14 protein-coding genes are annotated in these 15,338 nt (G+C 72.6%); 6 read left to right on the top strand and 8 right to left on the bottom strand.

Annotated features, from left to right (window positions below; genetic code table 11):
• Positions 1 to 8: 8 nt before the first annotated feature.
• A complete protein-coding gene (locus ABT123_RS31850) occupies positions 9 to 935 on the bottom strand; it encodes a cyclase family protein (RefSeq protein ID WP_351321038.1) in 927 nt (308 codons plus the stop codon).
• Between the two features lie 97 nt (positions 936 to 1,032).
• On the opposite strand from ABT123_RS31850, the gene ABT123_RS31845 reads away from it, so the two are divergent.
• Genes ABT123_RS31845 through ABT123_RS31835 form a run of 3 tightly spaced genes read left to right on the top strand, consistent with a single transcriptional unit; the run spans position 1,033 to position 4,250 of the window.
• Positions 1,033 to 1,944: an SDR family NAD(P)-dependent oxidoreductase gene (locus ABT123_RS31845; RefSeq protein ID WP_351321036.1), complete on the top strand. Its 912-nt coding sequence runs from the start codon at positions 1,033 to 1,035 to the stop codon at positions 1,942 to 1,944.
• A 9-nt stretch (positions 1,945 to 1,953) separates the two neighbouring features.
• A complete protein-coding gene (locus tag ABT123_RS31840) occupies positions 1,954 to 3,186 on the top strand; it encodes an acyl-CoA dehydrogenase family protein (protein WP_351321034.1) in 1,233 nt (410 codons plus the stop codon).
• Entirely contained in the window at positions 3,183 to 4,250 is a 1,068-nt protein-coding gene (locus ABT123_RS31835) for a Zn-dependent alcohol dehydrogenase (RefSeq protein WP_351321032.1), read from the top strand. Before ABT123_RS31840 ends, ABT123_RS31835 begins: the two co-directional genes overlap by 4 nt.
• 149 nt (positions 4,251 to 4,399) lie before the next feature.
• Here ABT123_RS31835 and ABT123_RS31830 read toward each other — a convergent pair whose 3' ends face one another.
• Positions 4,400 to 5,017 carry a flavin reductase family protein gene (locus tag ABT123_RS31830; RefSeq protein ID WP_351321072.1) on the bottom strand — a complete coding sequence of 206 codons (618 nt, stop codon included), beginning with the start codon at positions 5,015 to 5,017 and terminating at the stop codon, positions 4,400 to 4,402.
• 168 nt (positions 5,018 to 5,185) lie between these two features.
• Here ABT123_RS31830 and ABT123_RS31825 point away from each other — a divergent pair, with 168 nt between their 5' ends.
• Positions 5,186 to 5,962: a VOC family protein gene (locus tag ABT123_RS31825; protein WP_351321030.1), complete on the top strand. Its 777-nt coding sequence runs from the start codon at positions 5,186 to 5,188 to the stop codon at positions 5,960 to 5,962.
• Between the two features lie 27 nt (positions 5,963 to 5,989).
• Here the strand turns inward: ABT123_RS31825 and ABT123_RS31820 are convergent, their stop codons facing one another.
• The 3 genes from ABT123_RS31820 to ABT123_RS31810 form a co-directional block, all read right to left on the bottom strand.
• Entirely contained in the window at positions 5,990 to 6,790 is an 801-nt protein-coding gene (locus tag ABT123_RS31820; protein WP_351321028.1) for an enoyl-CoA hydratase/isomerase family protein, read from the bottom strand.
• A 590-nt stretch (positions 6,791 to 7,380) separates the two neighbouring features.
• Positions 7,381 to 9,621, bottom strand: coding sequence for an acetate--CoA ligase family protein (locus ABT123_RS31815; protein ID WP_351321026.1), 2,241 nt, complete (start codon positions 9,619 to 9,621; stop codon positions 7,381 to 7,383).
• A 95-nt stretch (positions 9,622 to 9,716) separates the two neighbouring features.
• Entirely contained in the window at positions 9,717 to 10,883 is a 1,167-nt protein-coding gene (locus tag ABT123_RS31810) for a flavin-containing monooxygenase (RefSeq protein ID WP_351321024.1), read from the bottom strand.
• A 166-nt stretch (positions 10,884 to 11,049) separates the two neighbouring features.
• Between ABT123_RS31810 and ABT123_RS31805 the strand changes: the two genes are divergently transcribed.
• Together ABT123_RS31805 and ABT123_RS31800 are read left to right on the top strand one after the other, a co-directional pair.
• Positions 11,050 to 11,502: a DoxX family protein gene (locus ABT123_RS31805; RefSeq protein ID WP_351321022.1), complete on the top strand. Its 453-nt coding sequence runs from the start codon at positions 11,050 to 11,052 to the stop codon at positions 11,500 to 11,502.
• A complete protein-coding gene (locus ABT123_RS31800) occupies positions 11,499 to 11,924 on the top strand; it encodes a Zn-ribbon domain-containing OB-fold protein (protein WP_351321020.1) in 426 nt (141 codons plus the stop codon). The genes ABT123_RS31805 and ABT123_RS31800 overlap by 4 nt, the downstream gene beginning before the upstream one ends.
• On the opposite strand, the gene rfbB is transcribed toward ABT123_RS31800, so the two are convergent.
• Genes rfbB through ABT123_RS31785 form a run of 3 tightly spaced genes read right to left on the bottom strand, consistent with a single transcriptional unit; the run spans position 11,921 to position 15,123 of the window.
• On the bottom strand, positions 11,921 to 12,913 hold the full coding sequence (gene rfbB, locus ABT123_RS31795; RefSeq protein ID WP_351321018.1) for a dTDP-glucose 4,6-dehydratase: 993 nt from the start codon (positions 12,911 to 12,913) through the stop codon (positions 11,921 to 11,923). The two genes, ABT123_RS31800 and rfbB, sit on opposite strands and share 4 nt — an antisense overlap.
• Positions 12,914 to 12,970: 57 nt before the next feature.
• A complete protein-coding gene (locus ABT123_RS31790; protein ID WP_351321016.1) occupies positions 12,971 to 14,038 on the bottom strand; it encodes a glucose-1-phosphate thymidylyltransferase in 1,068 nt (355 codons plus the stop codon).
• On the bottom strand, positions 14,035 to 15,123 hold the full coding sequence (locus ABT123_RS31785) for a glycosyltransferase family 2 protein (RefSeq protein ID WP_351321014.1): 1,089 nt from the start codon (positions 15,121 to 15,123) through the stop codon (positions 14,035 to 14,037). The genes ABT123_RS31790 and ABT123_RS31785 overlap by 4 nt, the downstream gene beginning before the upstream one ends.
• Positions 15,124 to 15,338 lie beyond the last annotated feature (215 nt).

The following is a 15,338-nucleotide window of genomic DNA, read 5'->3' as shown; positions in this document are numbered from 1 at the left end:
GCATGGCGTCAGAGGATCGCCACCGGGGCGACCGGGGTGCCCGTCGCGCCGACGAAGGGTTCCGGCATGGCCGAGAGAAAGAAGCTGTAGCGGCCCTCTTCTGCACAGGCTGTGGACAACTTTTCGAGGTTCCAGTTCTGGCCCTGGTGCATGCCCATCTCGACCAGGTCGAGCGCATGCACCGGCAGCCACAGGTTCTCGATCTCCGGCGGGAAGATCTCGAAGGTCAGGGTGTCGTTGGCGACGGCCGCCACGTCGCGGGCGTGGAACCACTCCGGGGTGTGGACCGACAGGCCCGGGGACGGGAAGCCGTAGCCGTGCTTGTCGCCCGCCAGGTAGGTCTGGATCTGGCCCGTGCGGACCAGCACGATGTCGCCGGGCCGGACCTTCACCCGGCCGAACTCCTCCGCTTCGGCCAGGTCCGCCGGGGTCACCGCGTGGGCGCCCGGCAGCCGGTCCAGGCCCTTGGCGCGGGCGATGTCGAGGAGGACGCCGCGCGAGACGATCGGGGTTGCCTTGTCGATGCCGCTGAACCGGGCGCGGGTGTGCGGGGTGATGGAGTCGGCCGGGCGGCCGTTGTAGATGCGGCCCGAGTGCGAGACGTGGGTCAGGGCGTCCCAGTGGGTGGCCGCCTGCAGGCCCATGGTCACCGCGTCGTCGCTGCAGGCCACCGTGCCCGGGCCGAAGAGCTCCTGGTTGATCTGCACCATCGTGTGCAGCGGGTTGATCCGGCCGGGGATCAGGCCGGCCTGTACGCCGTCCTCCTTGAGCGGGAGGGCCAGCGGGATCCGGCGGCCGGTGCGGATCTCGGCCGCGGCGGCGCGCAGCACCTCGGCGGTGATCAGGTTGAGGGTGCCGATCTCGTCGTCGGCGCCCCAGCGGCCCCAGTTGTTGACGCGCTTCGCGATGGCGTGGAACTCGGCGGGGAGAGTCATGGCTTCGCTCACTCCTGACGGACGAGGGCTTGTGCACGTGTATCCGGGTGCCCATAGAATCTAACGGTCCGTCAGAAACCGCGGGAAGGGGCCGGACGTGGGGAACTTCTTGGCAGGCAAGGTGGTCGCCGTCACCGGCGCGGGCCGGGGCATCGGCCGGGCCGTCGCCCTTGCCGCCGCCGCCGAGGGCGCGCAGGTCGTCGTCAACGACTACGGGGTCTCGATCGAGGGCGGGGAGCCGACGAGCGAGGTCGCCGACACGGTGGTGAAGGAGATCGTCGCGGCGGGCGGGCAGGCGGTGGCCGTCGCCGACGACATCTCCACCATGGCGGGCGGCCAGCGCATCGTCGACACCGCGCTCGCCGAGTACGGGCGCCTCGACGGGGTCGTCTGCGTGGCCGGGATCCTGCGCGAGCGGATGCTGTTCAACATGAGCGAGGAGGAGTGGGACCCCGTCGTCGCCACCCACCTGAAGGGCACGTTCACCGTGTTCCGGGCCGCCGCCGCCGTCATGCGCAAGCAGGGCACCGGCACCCTCATCGGGTTCACCAGCGGCAACCACCAGGGCAGCGTGGCGCAGGCCAACTACTCCGCCGCCAAGGGCGGGATCATCTCGCTGGTGCGGTCCGCCGCCCTCGGCCTGAACAAGTACGGGGTCACGGCCAACGCCGTCGCCCCCGTCGCCCGGACCCGGATGTCGGCCAACGTGCCGATGGAGCTGAAGGAGATCGGCGAGCCGGAGGACGTGGCCGCGCTCGTCACGTACCTGCTCAGTGACCGGGCCCGGGAGGAGAAGATCACCGGGCAGGTGTACACCATCGCCGGTCCGAAGATCGCCGTATGGGCACAGCCGCGCGAACTGCGCGCCGGATACGCCGAGGGGGCCTGGACCCCGGAGAAGATCGCCGATTTCCTGCCCGGCACCGTCGGCACCGACCCGATGCCGATGCTGGCGCAGCTGGAGGCCATGGCTCGGGCGGCAGCCGCCAAGGACCGCCCCAACGCGTAAGGGGATCTCGTGGAGTTCGGCTTTGATGCGGCGGACGACGATTTCCGGTCCGCCGCGCGGCACTGGCTCGCCGGGCACCTCCTCGGGCCGTACGCCGAGGCCGCCGGCCTCGGCGGGCCGGGCAGCGAGCACGAGGGCGTGGCCGCCCGCCGGGAGTGGGAGCGGGAGCTTGGGCGGGGCGGCTGGATCGGACTCGGCTGGGATGCGCCGCCCGGCGCGTACGGGCAGCAGCGCGCCACGCTCACCCAGCAGGTGGTGTGGGCCGAGGAGTACGCCCGGGCCCGCGCTCCCGGCCGGGTCGGCCACATCGGCGAGAACCTGCTCGCCCCCACCCTGCTCGCGTACGGCACCCGGGAGCAGCGGGACCGGTTCCTGCCGGCCGTCGCGCGCGGCGAGGAGCTGTGGTGCCAGGGGTACAGCGAGCCGGGAGCCGGCTCCGACCTCGCGGCCGTCCGCACCACCGCCGTACGGGACTGGGAGCAGGGGCGGTACCGGGTCAGCGGGCAGAAGATCTGGACCTCGCTGGCGCGGGAGGCCGACTGGTGCTTCGTCCTGGCCCGCACCGAGCCGGGCTCCCGCCGGCACCACGGGCTGTCCTTCCTGCTGGTCCGGATGGACCAGCCGGGCCTGATCGAGGTCCGGCCGATCCGGCAGATGTCGGGGACCAGCGAGTTCAACGAGGTCTTCTTCGACGGGGCGGTGGCCGAGGAGGTGGTCGGCGGGGAGGGCCACGGCTGGACCGTGGCCATGGGACTGCTGGCCCTGGAGCGCGGGGTGTCCACCCTGGTGCAGCAGATCGGCTTCGCGGCGGAACTCGAGCGGGTGGTGGGCGCCTACCTCGCCTCCTCCGAGGCGGCGGACGAGGTGCTCCGGGACCGGCTGGTCCGGCAGTGGGCCGAGCTGCGCACCATGCGGTGGAACGCGCTGCGCACCCTGGGCAGCGACGCCGGCAGTGCGGGCAGCGCCGGCAGCGCGCAGGACCCGGGGGCGCCGAGCGTGGCCAAGCTGCTGTGGGGCGGCTGGCACCGGCGGCTCGGCGAGCTGGCGGTGGCGGTCCGGGGCGCGGCCGGCGGGGCCGGGGTCCGGGACTGGGCGCCGGGGATTCCGTACGAGGACGGCCTGGCGGAGGCGCAGCGGCTGTTCCTGTTCACCCGGGCCGACACGATCTACGGCGGTTCGGACGAGATCCAGCGGAACATCATCGCCGAGCGCGTGCTCGGCCTCCCTAAGGAGTCCAGGTGAGAGGCGTTGTCTTCGACGGCAAGCAGGCCCAGGTGGTCGACGATCTGGAGATCCGCGATCCGGGCCCGGGGGAGGTGCTGGTCGCGGTCGCGGCGGCCGGGCTGTGCCACAGCGATCTGTCGGTGATCGACGGGACGATTCCGTTCCCGCCGCCGGTGGTGCTGGGGCACGAGGGCGCGGGGGTCGTGGAGGCGGTGGGGGCCGGGGTGACGCATGTGGTGCCCGGCGACCACGTGTCGCTGTCCACCCTCGCCAACTGCGGGGCCTGTGCGGACTGCGACCGGGGCCGGCCGACGATGTGCCGGAAGGCGATCGGGATGCCCGGTCAGCCCTTCTCGCGGGGCGGCAGGCCGCTGTTCCAGTTCGCCTCCAACTCCGCGTTCGCGGAGCGCACGATCGTCAAGGCCGTGCAGGCGGTGAAGATCCCGGCGGACATACCCCTGACCAGTGCGGCGCTGATCGGCTGCGGGGTGCTGACCGGCGTGGGCGCCGTACTGAACCGGGCCCGGGTGGACCGGGGCGAGTCGGTGGTGGTCATCGGCACCGGCGGGATCGGCCTCAATGTGCTGCAGGGGGCCCGGATCGCGGGAGCCTCGGTGATCGTCGCGGTGGACGCGAACCCGGCGAAGGAGGCGGTGGCCCGGCAGTTCGGGGCGACGCACTTCGTGGACGCGTCGGCCGTGCCGGACAGCGGGGTGGCGGTGAAGGAGATCCTGCCGACCGGGGCGGACCACGCCTTCGAGTGCGTGGGCAGCGTGAAGCTGATCCGGCAGGCGATCGACCTGCTGGACCGGCACGGGCAGGCGGTGCTGCTGGGGGTGCCGGGCTTCACCGAGGAGGCGTCCTTCCAGGTGTCCTCCCTGTACCTGGACAAGACGATCATGGGCTGCCGGTACGGATCCTCGCGCCCGCAGCGCGATATCGCGCTGTACGCGCAGCTGTACCGGGAGGGCCGGCTGCTGCTGGACGAACTGGTCACCGAGGTCTACCCGGTGGAGGACTTCGCCAAGGCGGCGGCCGACGCCAAGCACGGGCGGGTGGCCAGGGGCGTGCTGACGTTCTAGCGGGGCAGGGCCGCAGCCCGAAGCCGGGGGCCGGGGCGGGCTTCGGCCCTGGCCCCGGCCCCGGCTTCGGCCGGGCGAGGCCCGCGCTTTGACCCAGGCCCCGGCCGGGCCCAGGCCCCGGCCCGGGCTCCGGGCCGGGGGGGCGTTGGTCAGGTCGGGGAGGTGGCGGCCAGGCGGCCGAATCTGCCCTTGTGGAAGAGCAGCGGATCGCCCTCGCCGGCCGCGCCCATCGCCTCGACCCGGCCGACCACGATCAGGTGGTCGCCGCCGGTGTGGACGGCATGGATCCGGCAGTCGATCCAGGCCGGTACGCCGGCCAGCTGCGGGGATCCGGTGACCGGCGCCGGTGTGTGGTCGACCCCCGCGAACTTGTCGGATCCGCTGACCGCGAAGGCCCGGCAGAGCGCGCTCTGTTCCGCCCCGAGGATGTTCACGCAGAACACCCCGGCCCGGGCGATGCGCGGCCAACTGGTCGAGGTGCGGCCGACCATGAAGGTCACCAGGGGCGGATCGAGGGACAGCGAGGCGAAGGACTGGCAGGCGAAGCCGGCCGGCCAGGGCTCGTCGTCCACGCCGGGGGCGGTGATGATCGTGACCCCGCTGGCGAAGTTCCCGAGCACGGCCCGGAAGTCGGCCGGGCTGACGGGGGCGCGCTCGTCGTCACCGACGGCGCGGAGATCGGGGCGCGGATGCGCGTCGATCGGCGCGGGCTCCATGGTCGTGGGGAAGCCGGCTGACCTGAGGTATCGGACGACGGTGGCCGCCATCCCTGCGTGTCCCATCACAGAATCGATTCAAGCTGACGGATCGTCAGATTGGAACCCCTTGAGGCCAGCCGGGTGAATCCTGGGGATGCCCGGGGGAGGTGCGGGCGGTGGGCGGGTGCGGCTCGGCATCGTGGCGGGGGCGTCTCAACCGACCCTCAGGAGGACAGCATGCTCGCCACCGACTTCCGTACCGGATCGCCCAACTGGCTCGACCTCGGCAGCCCCGACACCACCGGTGCCGCCGCCTTCTACGGCGTGGTCTTCGGCTGGGAGTTCGTCTCGGCGGGGCCGGATGCGGGCGGGTACGGGTTCTTCCACAAAGGCGGGAAGACCGTTGCCGCAATGGGGCCGCTGATGGACGAAGGGGCGGAGCCGGCCTGGATGGTGTACTTCCAGACCCCGGACATCCAGACCACCGCCAAGGCCGTGGAGCAGGGCGGCGGGCAGGTGCGGGCGGAGCCGATGGACGTGATGGGCGAAGGCTGGCTGGCCCAGTTCACCGACCCCGGCGGCGCCGAGTTCGCCGTATGGCAGCCGGGGAAGACCAAGGGGCTGGGGGTGGCCTCCGCCGACAACACGCTGTGCTGGGTGGAGCTGCACACGGCGGACCCGGTGGCGGCCATCGCCTTCTACCGCACGCTGTTCGGCTGGCGGTCGCAGGAGATGGACGCGCCCGGGATGACCTACCGGGTGCTGAGCGTCGGCGAAGGCGACCAGCAGGACGGGTCGTTCGGCGGGGTGGCGCCGCTGCAGGAGAGCGATGACACGCGCTGGGTGCCGTACTTTGCCGTGGCGGACGTCGATGCCATTGCCACGGCGGTGGCGGAGAACGGCGGCACGGTGCTGATGCCGGGGGTGGACGTGCCGGACGTCGGGCGGATTGCCTGGCTGGCGGACACGAGTGGGGCGGTGTTTGCCGTGCTGAGGCCCAACCCGCAGCAGTAGGAGGAGCGGGGCGGTTCGCGGGGCGGATTAGTGGCCGTGGTACTTGGGCGTGCGTCGTTCCACGAAGGAGGCCACGCCCTCGTTCGCGTCCGCGGTGGTCATGTTGATCTCCTGGGCGGTGGCCTCGGCGGCCAGCGCGGTTGCGCGGTCCGAGTCCAGGGAGGCGTTGACCAGCTGCTTGGTCAGGGCGATGGCCCGGGTCGGGCCCTGCGCGAGGCGTTCCGCCCAGGCGCGGGCCGTCTCGGCCAGCTCGTCGGCCGGGACCACCGTGTTGACCAGGCCGAGCCGCTCCGCCTCGCGGGCGGTGAGCGCATCGCCGAAGAACATCAGCTCCTTGGCCTTCTGCGGGCCGATCAGGCGGGGCAGGAGGTAGGCACCGGCGCCGTCCGGGACCAGGCCGCGGCGGACGAACACCTCGATGAACTTGGCCGGTTCGGCTGCGATGACAAGGTCACAGGCGAGGGCGAGGTGGGCGCCGATGCCGGCGGCGGTGCCGTTGACTGCGGCGATCACGGGTTTCTCGCAGTCCAGGACTGCGGTGATGAGGCGTTGGGCGCCTAGGCGGATCATGCGGGCGATGTCGCCGGCAATGCGATTGCCGCCGGTGGCGGGGCCGCCGCGGAGGTCGGCGCCCGCGCAGAAGCCCTTGCCGGTGGCGGTGAGGACGACCGCCCGGACGGCGGGGTCGGCGGTGGCCTCGGCGAGGAGGTCGATGAGGCGGTCGCGTTGGTCCCAGGTGAGGGCGTTCATGGCGTCGGGGCGGTTGAGGGTGATCCAGGAGACGTTGTTCTCGGTGCGGTGGAGGAGGGTGGGGGTGGGGTCGGTCATGGTGGTGCGGCTCCTTGGGTGACGGTCGGATGCTGTGGCGGGGCTGCGGGTTGCGGGGTCCGCTGCGCGGGGCCATTCCCCCACCCCGCCCCTTCCCGAAACCGGGGCTCCGCCCCGGACCCCGCCGGTGGCCCGGGCTTCGCCCGGCAACCCGGGCCGGCCGGGCTCCGCCCGCCGGTTACCCGGGCTCCGCCCGGCAACCCTTTGCGGGGCTGCGCCGCACCCCGCCGGTGCGGGCTTCGCCCGGCAACCTTGCGGGGCTGTGCCCACCCCGCTCCGCGGGGTGCGGGGCGGGGCCTGGGCCCCCGTTCTGGTGCGGGCTGCGCCGCACCCCGCCGGGTGCGGGCTTCGCCCGGCACTCCGGGCCGGCGGGGCTTCGCCCGGCAACCATGCGGGCTGTGCCCCCCGCTCCGCGGGGTGCGGGCTGGGCCCCCCGCAGGGTGCGGGCTCCGCCCGGGCACCCGGGGGAGCGGGGCTCCGCCCGCCGGTTGGCCGGGCTTCGCCCGGGAACCCCGGGCAGCTGCGCCCGTGCCCTGCCGGGGTGCGGGCTTCGCCCGGGGGAGCGGGGCTGCGGGTTCGCCCCGGCGGGGTCAATGGCAGATGGCCAGCGCGTCCAGGGCTACTGCGCCTTGGCCGCGGGGGAGGACCATCAACGGGTTGATGTCGAGTTCCGAGAGTTCGTCGCCTAGTTCCAGGGCCATGCGCTGGATGCGGAGGACGACCTCCACCAACGCGTCGACATCGGCTGGAGGGGCTCCGCGGACGCCCTCCAGAAGGGCGTGGCCGCGGAGTTCGGTGAGCATTGCGCGGGCCTGGTCCTCGCCGAATGGGGGGACCCGGACCGCCGCGTCGTGCAGGACCTCTACCAGGACGCCGCCCAGGCCGACCGTCACGGTGGGGCCGAAGAGGTCGTCCTGGGTGACGCCGACGACCATTTCCACGCCCCGTTCGACCATCTGGCAGACCAGGATCCCGTCCAGCGGGATGTCCTCGTAGCGGGCGATGTCCGTGAGCTCGCGGTAGGCGTCGCGGATCTGGCTGGCCGAGGTGAGGCCGACCTTGACCAGGCCCAGTTCGGTTTTGTGGGCCAGTTGGGGGCCTGAGGCCTTCATGACGACTGGATAGCCGACCAGGCCCGCCGCGCGGACGGCCGCTGCCGCGCTGGTCACCAGCTGTTCGCGCGGCACCCGGATGCCGTACGCGCGCAGCAGCTGCTTCGCCGCGTGCTCGCTCAGCTGCTGGCCCGGCCGCATCAGGGCCTGTGCCTTGCGGTACGAGGGCGAGGGGGTGCGGGGGGCGTCGTCGAAGGGGGAGCGGTAGGCCGTGGTGAAGCGGTGGTGGTCGAGGTAGGCGCGGACGGCGGTGATGCAGTTGCCGAAGGTGCGGAAGGTGGCCACCCGGGAGGAGCCCAGCAGCACCCTCCGGTAGGCGTCCTCGGTGCCGACCGGGGAGCCCCAGATCACGCAGATCAGTTTGTCGGTCTGCTCCGCTGCGTCGACCAGGTCTTGGGCGAGCTTGTCGCTCATCGGGGGGAAGGGGCCGGTGATCGGGCAGATGAGGATGCCGACCGACGGGTCCGCGAGGATGGCGTCGATGATTTTTCGGCCGCGCCAGTCGCCGACCGGGTGGCCGCCGTTGTCCACCGGGTTCGCGACGTTCAGGTACGACGGTATCCACTGGTGGAGTTCGGCCTGCTTGGCGGCGGAGAGGCCGGGCAGGCGCAGGCCCGCCTCCGTGGCCAGGTCGGAGAAGTGGGCGCCGGTGCCGCCGGAGATGGAGTAGACGACCACCCCGTCGGACTGCGGGCGGCGGGCGCGGGCCAGCAGGGCGGCGGTGTCCTGGAGTTCGTCCAGGCCGTCGACGCGGATCACGCCGAACTGGCGCATGGCGGCGTCCACGACCGTGTCGGCGCCGGTGAGTTTGCCGGTGTGGGAGGCGGCCATCCGGGCGCCGGTCTCGGTTCGGCCGACCTTGACGGCGACGACGGGGACGCCGTTGCGGGCGGCTCGGTCGGCGGCCAGGAGGAAGGAGCGGCCGTCCTTGAGGCCCTCCACGTAGCAGGCGATGGCGCCGACCTCGGGCTGCTCGGCGAAGTAGGAGATGAAGTCGGAGGTCTCCAGGTCGGCCTCGTTGCCCGTGGGGGCCCAGTGGGAGAGCCGGATGCCCAGTTCCTGGAGGGTGTAGACCGGCCGGCCCTGGTGGCCGGACTGGGTGATCAGGGCGATGGCCGGGCCGTCGAGGTCCTCGCGGAACCGCTCGAAGGCGTTGAGGTTGGTGTTCGGGCCGAGGAGGCGCAGTCCGGAGCGCGCCACGGCCGCGGTGAGGCGGGCCTGGGCGGCCTTGCCCTCCTCGCCGGTCTCGGCGAAGCCGGAGGCGAAGGCCACCGCGAACTTCACCTTCGCCTCGGCGAGTTCCTCGATGACCGGCAGCGGGTCGCCGACCAGCAGCACCGCCAGGTCCACCTGTTCGGGCAGGTCGGCCACGGAGGCGAAGCAGGGGTGCCCGAAGACGGTGGGGCGGGTGGGGTGGACGGGGTGGATGCGGGCGCCGACGCGCTCGGCCCAGGCGAAGAGCTGGCGGGTGATGCCGGTGTTGGGTCTGCCATCGGCGTCGGAGGCGCCGATGACCGCCACGGACTCGGGCCGGAAGAACCGGTCGAGGTCGGGCACGTCGGCGTGCAGGGGTCGCCCGCTGACGTCCAGGGCGTCCCGGTCCGCGCCGCCCCCGGACGGGGCCGTCGTGGAATGGACAGCCGCCCGGGGGTGCTCCCCGCAGGCCTCGACACGTGCGCGGAAGTCGGTGGTGAGGGTGCCGTGAGTAGATCCAAGCATCGTTCCGCCCGCTCCTGCTCGATGACTCGTACTAACTGACGCGTAGTCAGATTACTGAACTGACGCGCCGTCAGGAACAGGTGCGGCGTGAAGAATCAGTGGCGGCGGCTCCGTGCCAGGGCCTTGGCGATCTTCTCGGCGTCCCGGGCCATCTCTCGGAACATTCCGCTTATCGGGTTGGTGAAACCGGTGAAATACAGCCCCGGGGCGGCCGGATCCGTGCGGGCACCGTGCGGACGGGGCCGGCCGCGCTCGTCCAGGACGCCGAGATGCCCCACCAGCCCCTCCAGGGCCCGCCGGTAGCCGGTGGCCGCGATCACCACGTCCGGGCCGATGCGCGAGCCGTCCGCCAGGACCACCTCGGCCCCGTCGAAGGAGGCCACGGCCGCCACCGGCTCCACCTTCCCCGCACGCACCGCGGCGATCAGCCCGACGTCCTGCACCGGGATCGCGCCCTGCCGGACCCGGCTGTACAGGCCGGTGTCCGGGCGCGGGAGTCCGTACGCCGACAGGTCCGGCACCGCGACCTTGGCCTGGAGGGCGGAGATCCGGTCCACCAGCTTCACCGGCAGCCGGCGCACCAGGATGCCGGAGCGCTGGGCCGGCCAGCCCGCGGTGGAGCGGCGCACGATGTGCGGGGCGGTGCGGACCGCCAGCCGGACCCGGGCCGCCCCGCCCTCGGCGAGGTCCACGGCTATCTCGGCCCCCGTGTTGCCGGTGCCGACCACCAGGACATCGCGCCCCGCGTACGGCGCGGGATTGCGGTACGCGCCCGCGTGCAGCAGCTCGCCCGGGTACGCCGCCGCACCCGGCCAGTCCGGAACCGCCGGGGTGTGGTTGAAACCGGTGGCGACGACCACGGCGCTCGCGGCGAGCTCGCGGCCCCCGCTGGCGTGCAGCACCCAGCCCGCCCCGTCGGCCGCCCGCTCGATCCGGGTCACCTCCACCCCGGTGACCAGCTCCAGCTCGTGGTACTCGGCGTACTTCTCCAGGTAGCGCACCACGTTGTCGCGGGAGACCCAGCGCCCGAAGCGGCGCGGGATGGCCAGTCCGGGCAGCCCCGACAGGCGGCGGGTGGTGTGCAGGTGGAGCCGGTCGTAGTGGCGCCGCCAGGAGGCGCCGACCGAGCCGGACTTCTCGACCACCACCGCGCGGACCCCCTGGGCGCGGAGTGCGGCGGCTGCGGCGAGACCGCCGGGTCCGCCGCCGATCACGTACACGGGGCGGGGCTCGGTGGTGGTCATGTCAGGCGCTTCAGGCATGAGGTGTGAGCGTATCGCCACGGAGCGTTGATGGGTCTCGGTCAAGCGGGGAATCGGTTGCGGATCGATCACGGCGGGGTGTGCGGACCCTTGCGCCCGCCCTTGCGCACGGGCCGCGGATCCGCTTATCTGACGTACCGTCAGGTAGTGAGGGAGGGGAGGCTGTATGCAGACCATCTGGCTCAGCGGGGCCGAATGGCTCGCCGTGCTCCGGATCGGCCTCGGCCTGTGGTGGCTGGAGAGCTGGCGGCACAAGGACAAGAAGGGCTGGTTCGAGCGCGGTACCGGCATCGCCTGGGCCGCCGACGTGGCCGGGAAGCACCGGTGGCCGTTCGTGAAGACCGGCTTCGCCACCGTGGTCGAACCCCGCCCCCGGCTGATGGCGTACGTGGTGGTCTACGCCGAGCTCGCCCTGGGCCTGGGCCTGGTCCTCGGGTTCCTCACCCCGGTCGCCCTGATCGGCGGGCTGCTGCTGAACCTGCTCTACCTGGTGCTGATGATCCACGACTGGGCCGAGCAGGGCCAGAACGCGATGATGGCGCTCATCTCCCTCGTCGCGCTCCTCGCCATGAGCTGGCAGACCTGGTCTCTCGACTCGGCGATCGGACTCTTCCTGTGAGCACCGTACGGTTCGACCTTCCCGAGGTGGACGAGTTCACCCGGCCCTACTGGGCCGCCGCGGCCGAGGGCCGGCTGCTGCTGCGGCGCTGCACCGCCTGCACCCGGGCACACCACTACCCCCGCGAGTTCTGCCCGTACTGCTGGGCCGGCGAGGACCGGGTGGTCTGGGAGCCGGCGAGCGGGGACGCGGTCCTCTACACCTGGTCGGTGATCCACCGGAACGACCTGCCGCCCTTCGGCACCCGTGTCCCGTACGTCGCCGCCGTTGTGGACCTCGCCGAGGGGCCCCGGATGATGACCGAGATCGTGGACTGCGCAGATGCGCAGCTGCGCATCGGCATGGTGTTGCGCGTCGCCTTCCGGGCGGAGCCGGCGGCCGGGCTCGCGGTCCCGGTCTTCCGGCCGGCGGACACTCCCTAGAGCCGGGCCTGGGAGGGCGTGGTCAGGGGTTCCCACCAGGCGCGGTTCTCGCGGTACCAGTCCACGGTGGCGGCCAGGCCCTCGTCGAAGGAGCGCAGCGGCCGGTAGCCCAGCTCGTCGCGGATCTTGGACCAGTCGACCGAATAGCGGGCGTCGTGGGCCTTGCGGTCCGCCACGTGCTCCACGCTGTCCCAGTCCCGGCCGCAGGCCTCCAGCAGCAGGGCGGTCAGCTGCTTGTTGGTGAGCTCGGTGCCCCCGCCCACGTTGTAGACCTCGCCGGGCCGGCCGCCCTCCAGCACCAGCCGGATGGCCCGGCAGTGGTCCTCCACGTGCAGCCAGTCCCGGATCTGCTCGCCGTCCCCGTAGAGCGGGACGGAACCGCCGTCCAGCAGCCGGGTGATGAACAGCGGGATGATCTTCTCCGGGTACTGGTGGGGACCGTAGTTGTTGGAGCACCGGGTGATCCGGACGTCCAGGCCGTGGGTCCGGTGGTACGCCAGGGCCAGCAGGTCGGAGCCCGCCTTGGCCGCCGAGTAGGGGGAGTTGGGGGAGAGCGGCTGCTCCTCGGTCCACGAGCCGACCGGGATCGAGCCGTACACCTCGTCCGTGGAGACGTGGACGAAGGTGCCGAGCCCGGCGTGGACGGCGGCCTCGAGGAGGTTCTGGGTGCCGAGGACGTTGGTGGAGGCGAAGCCGCCGCCGGCGGCGATGGACCGGTCCACATGGGATTCGGCCGCCAGGTGGACCACCGCGTCGTGCTCGGCCATCAGAGCGGTGACCTTGTCGGTGTCGAGGATGTCCCCGCGGATGAAGGTCAGCCGCGGATCGTCCTGTACGGAGGCCAGGTTGGCGGGGTTGCCGGCGTAGGTGAGCACGTCCAGCACGGTCACGGCCGTGGGCGCTGTGAGTCCCGGGCCGGCGTCGGACAGCAGCTGGCGGACGAAGTGGGAGCCGATGAAGCCGGCCCCTCCGGTGACGAGGATTCTCATGGTGCGTCTCGCGGTCTTTCGCGTCGGGTGGGATCGGGTCGGGAGGGGTGGGGGTGTTCAGGAGGCGATCTGGATCCGGCTGTGGTCGCCCAGCACCAGCCGGTGCGCGCGGGGTGCCCGCACCGCGCCGGAGACATGGACGGACCGGCCGATCAGGGAGCCCTCGATCCGGCCCGCGTCCTCGATCCGGGCGCCTTCCAGCAGGATGGAGAACTCCACCTCGCTGCCGCTGATCCGGCAGTGGTCGGCCACCGAGGTGAAGGAGCCGATGTGGGAGTCGGTCACGACGGCGTCCGCGCCGATGACCGCGGGGCCCACGATCCGCGACCGGACGATCCGGGCGCCCGGCGCGATCCTGACCCGGCCCACGATCTCGCTGGCCGCGTCCACCGAGCCGGCGACGGCCGGTTCGATGCCCTCCAGCACCGCCCGGTTGACCTCCAGCATGTCGGCGACGTTCCCGGTGTCCTTCCAGTAGCCGGTGATGGTGGTGGCCGTGACGGTCCGGCCCGCGTCGATCAGCCACTGGATGGCATCGGTGATCTCCATCTCCCCGCGCGCGGAGGGCGCGATCGCGGCGACCGCCTCGTGCACGGCGGAGGTGAAGAGATAGACCCCGACCAGTGCCAGGTCGCTGCGCGGGGCGGCCGGCTTCTCCTCCAGGCGTACGACGGCGCCGTCCGGGCCGAGTTCGGCGACGCCGAACATCGACGGGTCGGCAACCTTGGTGAGCAGGATCCGGGCGTGCGGGCGCTCCTGCCGGAACTCCTCGACCAGGCCGGTGATCCCGCCGACCACGAAGTTGTCGCCGAGGTACATCACGAAGTCCTCGTCACCCAGCCAGTCCCGGGCGATGAGCACGGCGTGCGCGAGGCCGAGCGGGGCCTCCTGGGGCAGGTAGGTGATCCGGGCGCCGAACTGCGAGCCGTCGCCGAGGGCGGCCCGGATCTCCCGCTCGGTGCCGCCGACGATCACCCCGATCTCGGTGATGCCGGCCGCGACGATCGACTCGATGCCGTAGAAGAGGACCGGCTTGTTGGCGACCGGGACCAGCTGTTTGGCGGCGGTGTGGGTGATGGGGCGCAGTCGGCTGCCGGTGCCTCCGGCGAGGACCAGCGCCTTCATCGGGCGCCCGCCGACTCTGTGTCCGCCTCGGCTGCCATGGCGTTCAGCAGGGCGAACAGCCGTGGCTGGGTGCGGCGGACGAGTGCGGTGATGCGTTCCGCGTGGTGCGCATCGGCGCAACGCAGCGGCTGGGCCAGGACGTACCGGCCCGTTGGCGCGGTGGAGCGTGGCAGCCGTACGACCGCGAGCTCCGGCCACAGCTCCTGCCCGGCGGTCGGCTGCCGGTCCCGCGCTATCTCGGCCGCCGCGTCGCCGGCCCAGCCCACGGGCCGGGTGAAGTCCGGGTCGGCCGTCAGGCGGGCCAGCCATTCCGCGGTGTCGGCGGCCTGGGCCGCGCTCAGTGCGGCGTCGGAGTGGCCGGAGCGCAGCCGCTCCAGCATCGTGTGGGCCGCGCGCGGGTGGTCGAAGGTTGCCAGCGGCAGCCAGTGCCGGGCCGGGATCCGGTGCCGGCGGGTGCCGGCGTCGTCGAGCAGTACGGCCGTACGCTCGGCCACCGTGGTGAACCGGGCCCCCGCGTCGGTCATCCGCAGCCACAGGTCCCAGTCCTCCAGCCCGGCCCCGGCCCGCCAGCCGCCGACCTGCTCGGCGAGGCCGCGCCGGTGGGCCACCCGGGAGGGCTCGAAAACCACGCCCAGCAGCTGGAACTCCGGGTGCCAGCACATCTCGTACGGCCGGGACAGGGCGGTGGACCGGCCCTGCGGGTCCTGGAGTTCGAAGCCGGTGGCCACCAGCTCGGCGCCGGCGTCGGTCAGGGAGAGGACCACGGCGAGGTGGTCCGGCCGCCAGCGGTCGTCGTGGTCGAGGTAGGCGATGACCTCGCCCCGGGCCTCGGCGAGACCGAGGTTGCGGGGGCCACTGGGATGGCCGTGGCGCTCGGCACGCAGCAGCCGGATCCGGGGATCGGCAAGGGCGGCCTCGCGCACGCAGGCGTCGGTGTCGTCGGTGCTGCCGTCGGACACCACCAGCATTTCCCAGTCGGTGACGGTCTGGGCGCTCACCGAGGCGAGGGTGTCGAGAATCGGGCGCGACCGGTTGTAGGTCGGACAGATCACCGATATGCGGGGCTGCCCGGGGGAGTGGTCCATCTGTGCAACTTTCCGCGCGGCGATATCGGTGGCGGCACCGCCCGCCCGCCCGGCCGAATGAATTACCGGCACGCCGAATTGACGCATCACTGATGCGAATCCGTGGTAACGCGAATTCGTTTTCTCCCGGTACGGCGTGCGGCGCCTGGCGTAAAACTAGTGCCAGGCGCCGCAGGAGCGCGCCCGCCGCGAGGCGGGTCATCCCCCGTCCCGGG

Origin of the sequence: Streptomyces sp. NPDC002054 (assembly GCF_040296685.1) — a bacterium.
Taxonomy (GTDB): Bacteria; Actinomycetota; Actinomycetes; order Streptomycetales; family Streptomycetaceae; genus Streptomyces.
Note: the sequence above shows the minus strand (reverse complement) of the source record. Positions and strands in the feature narration are given on the sequence as shown.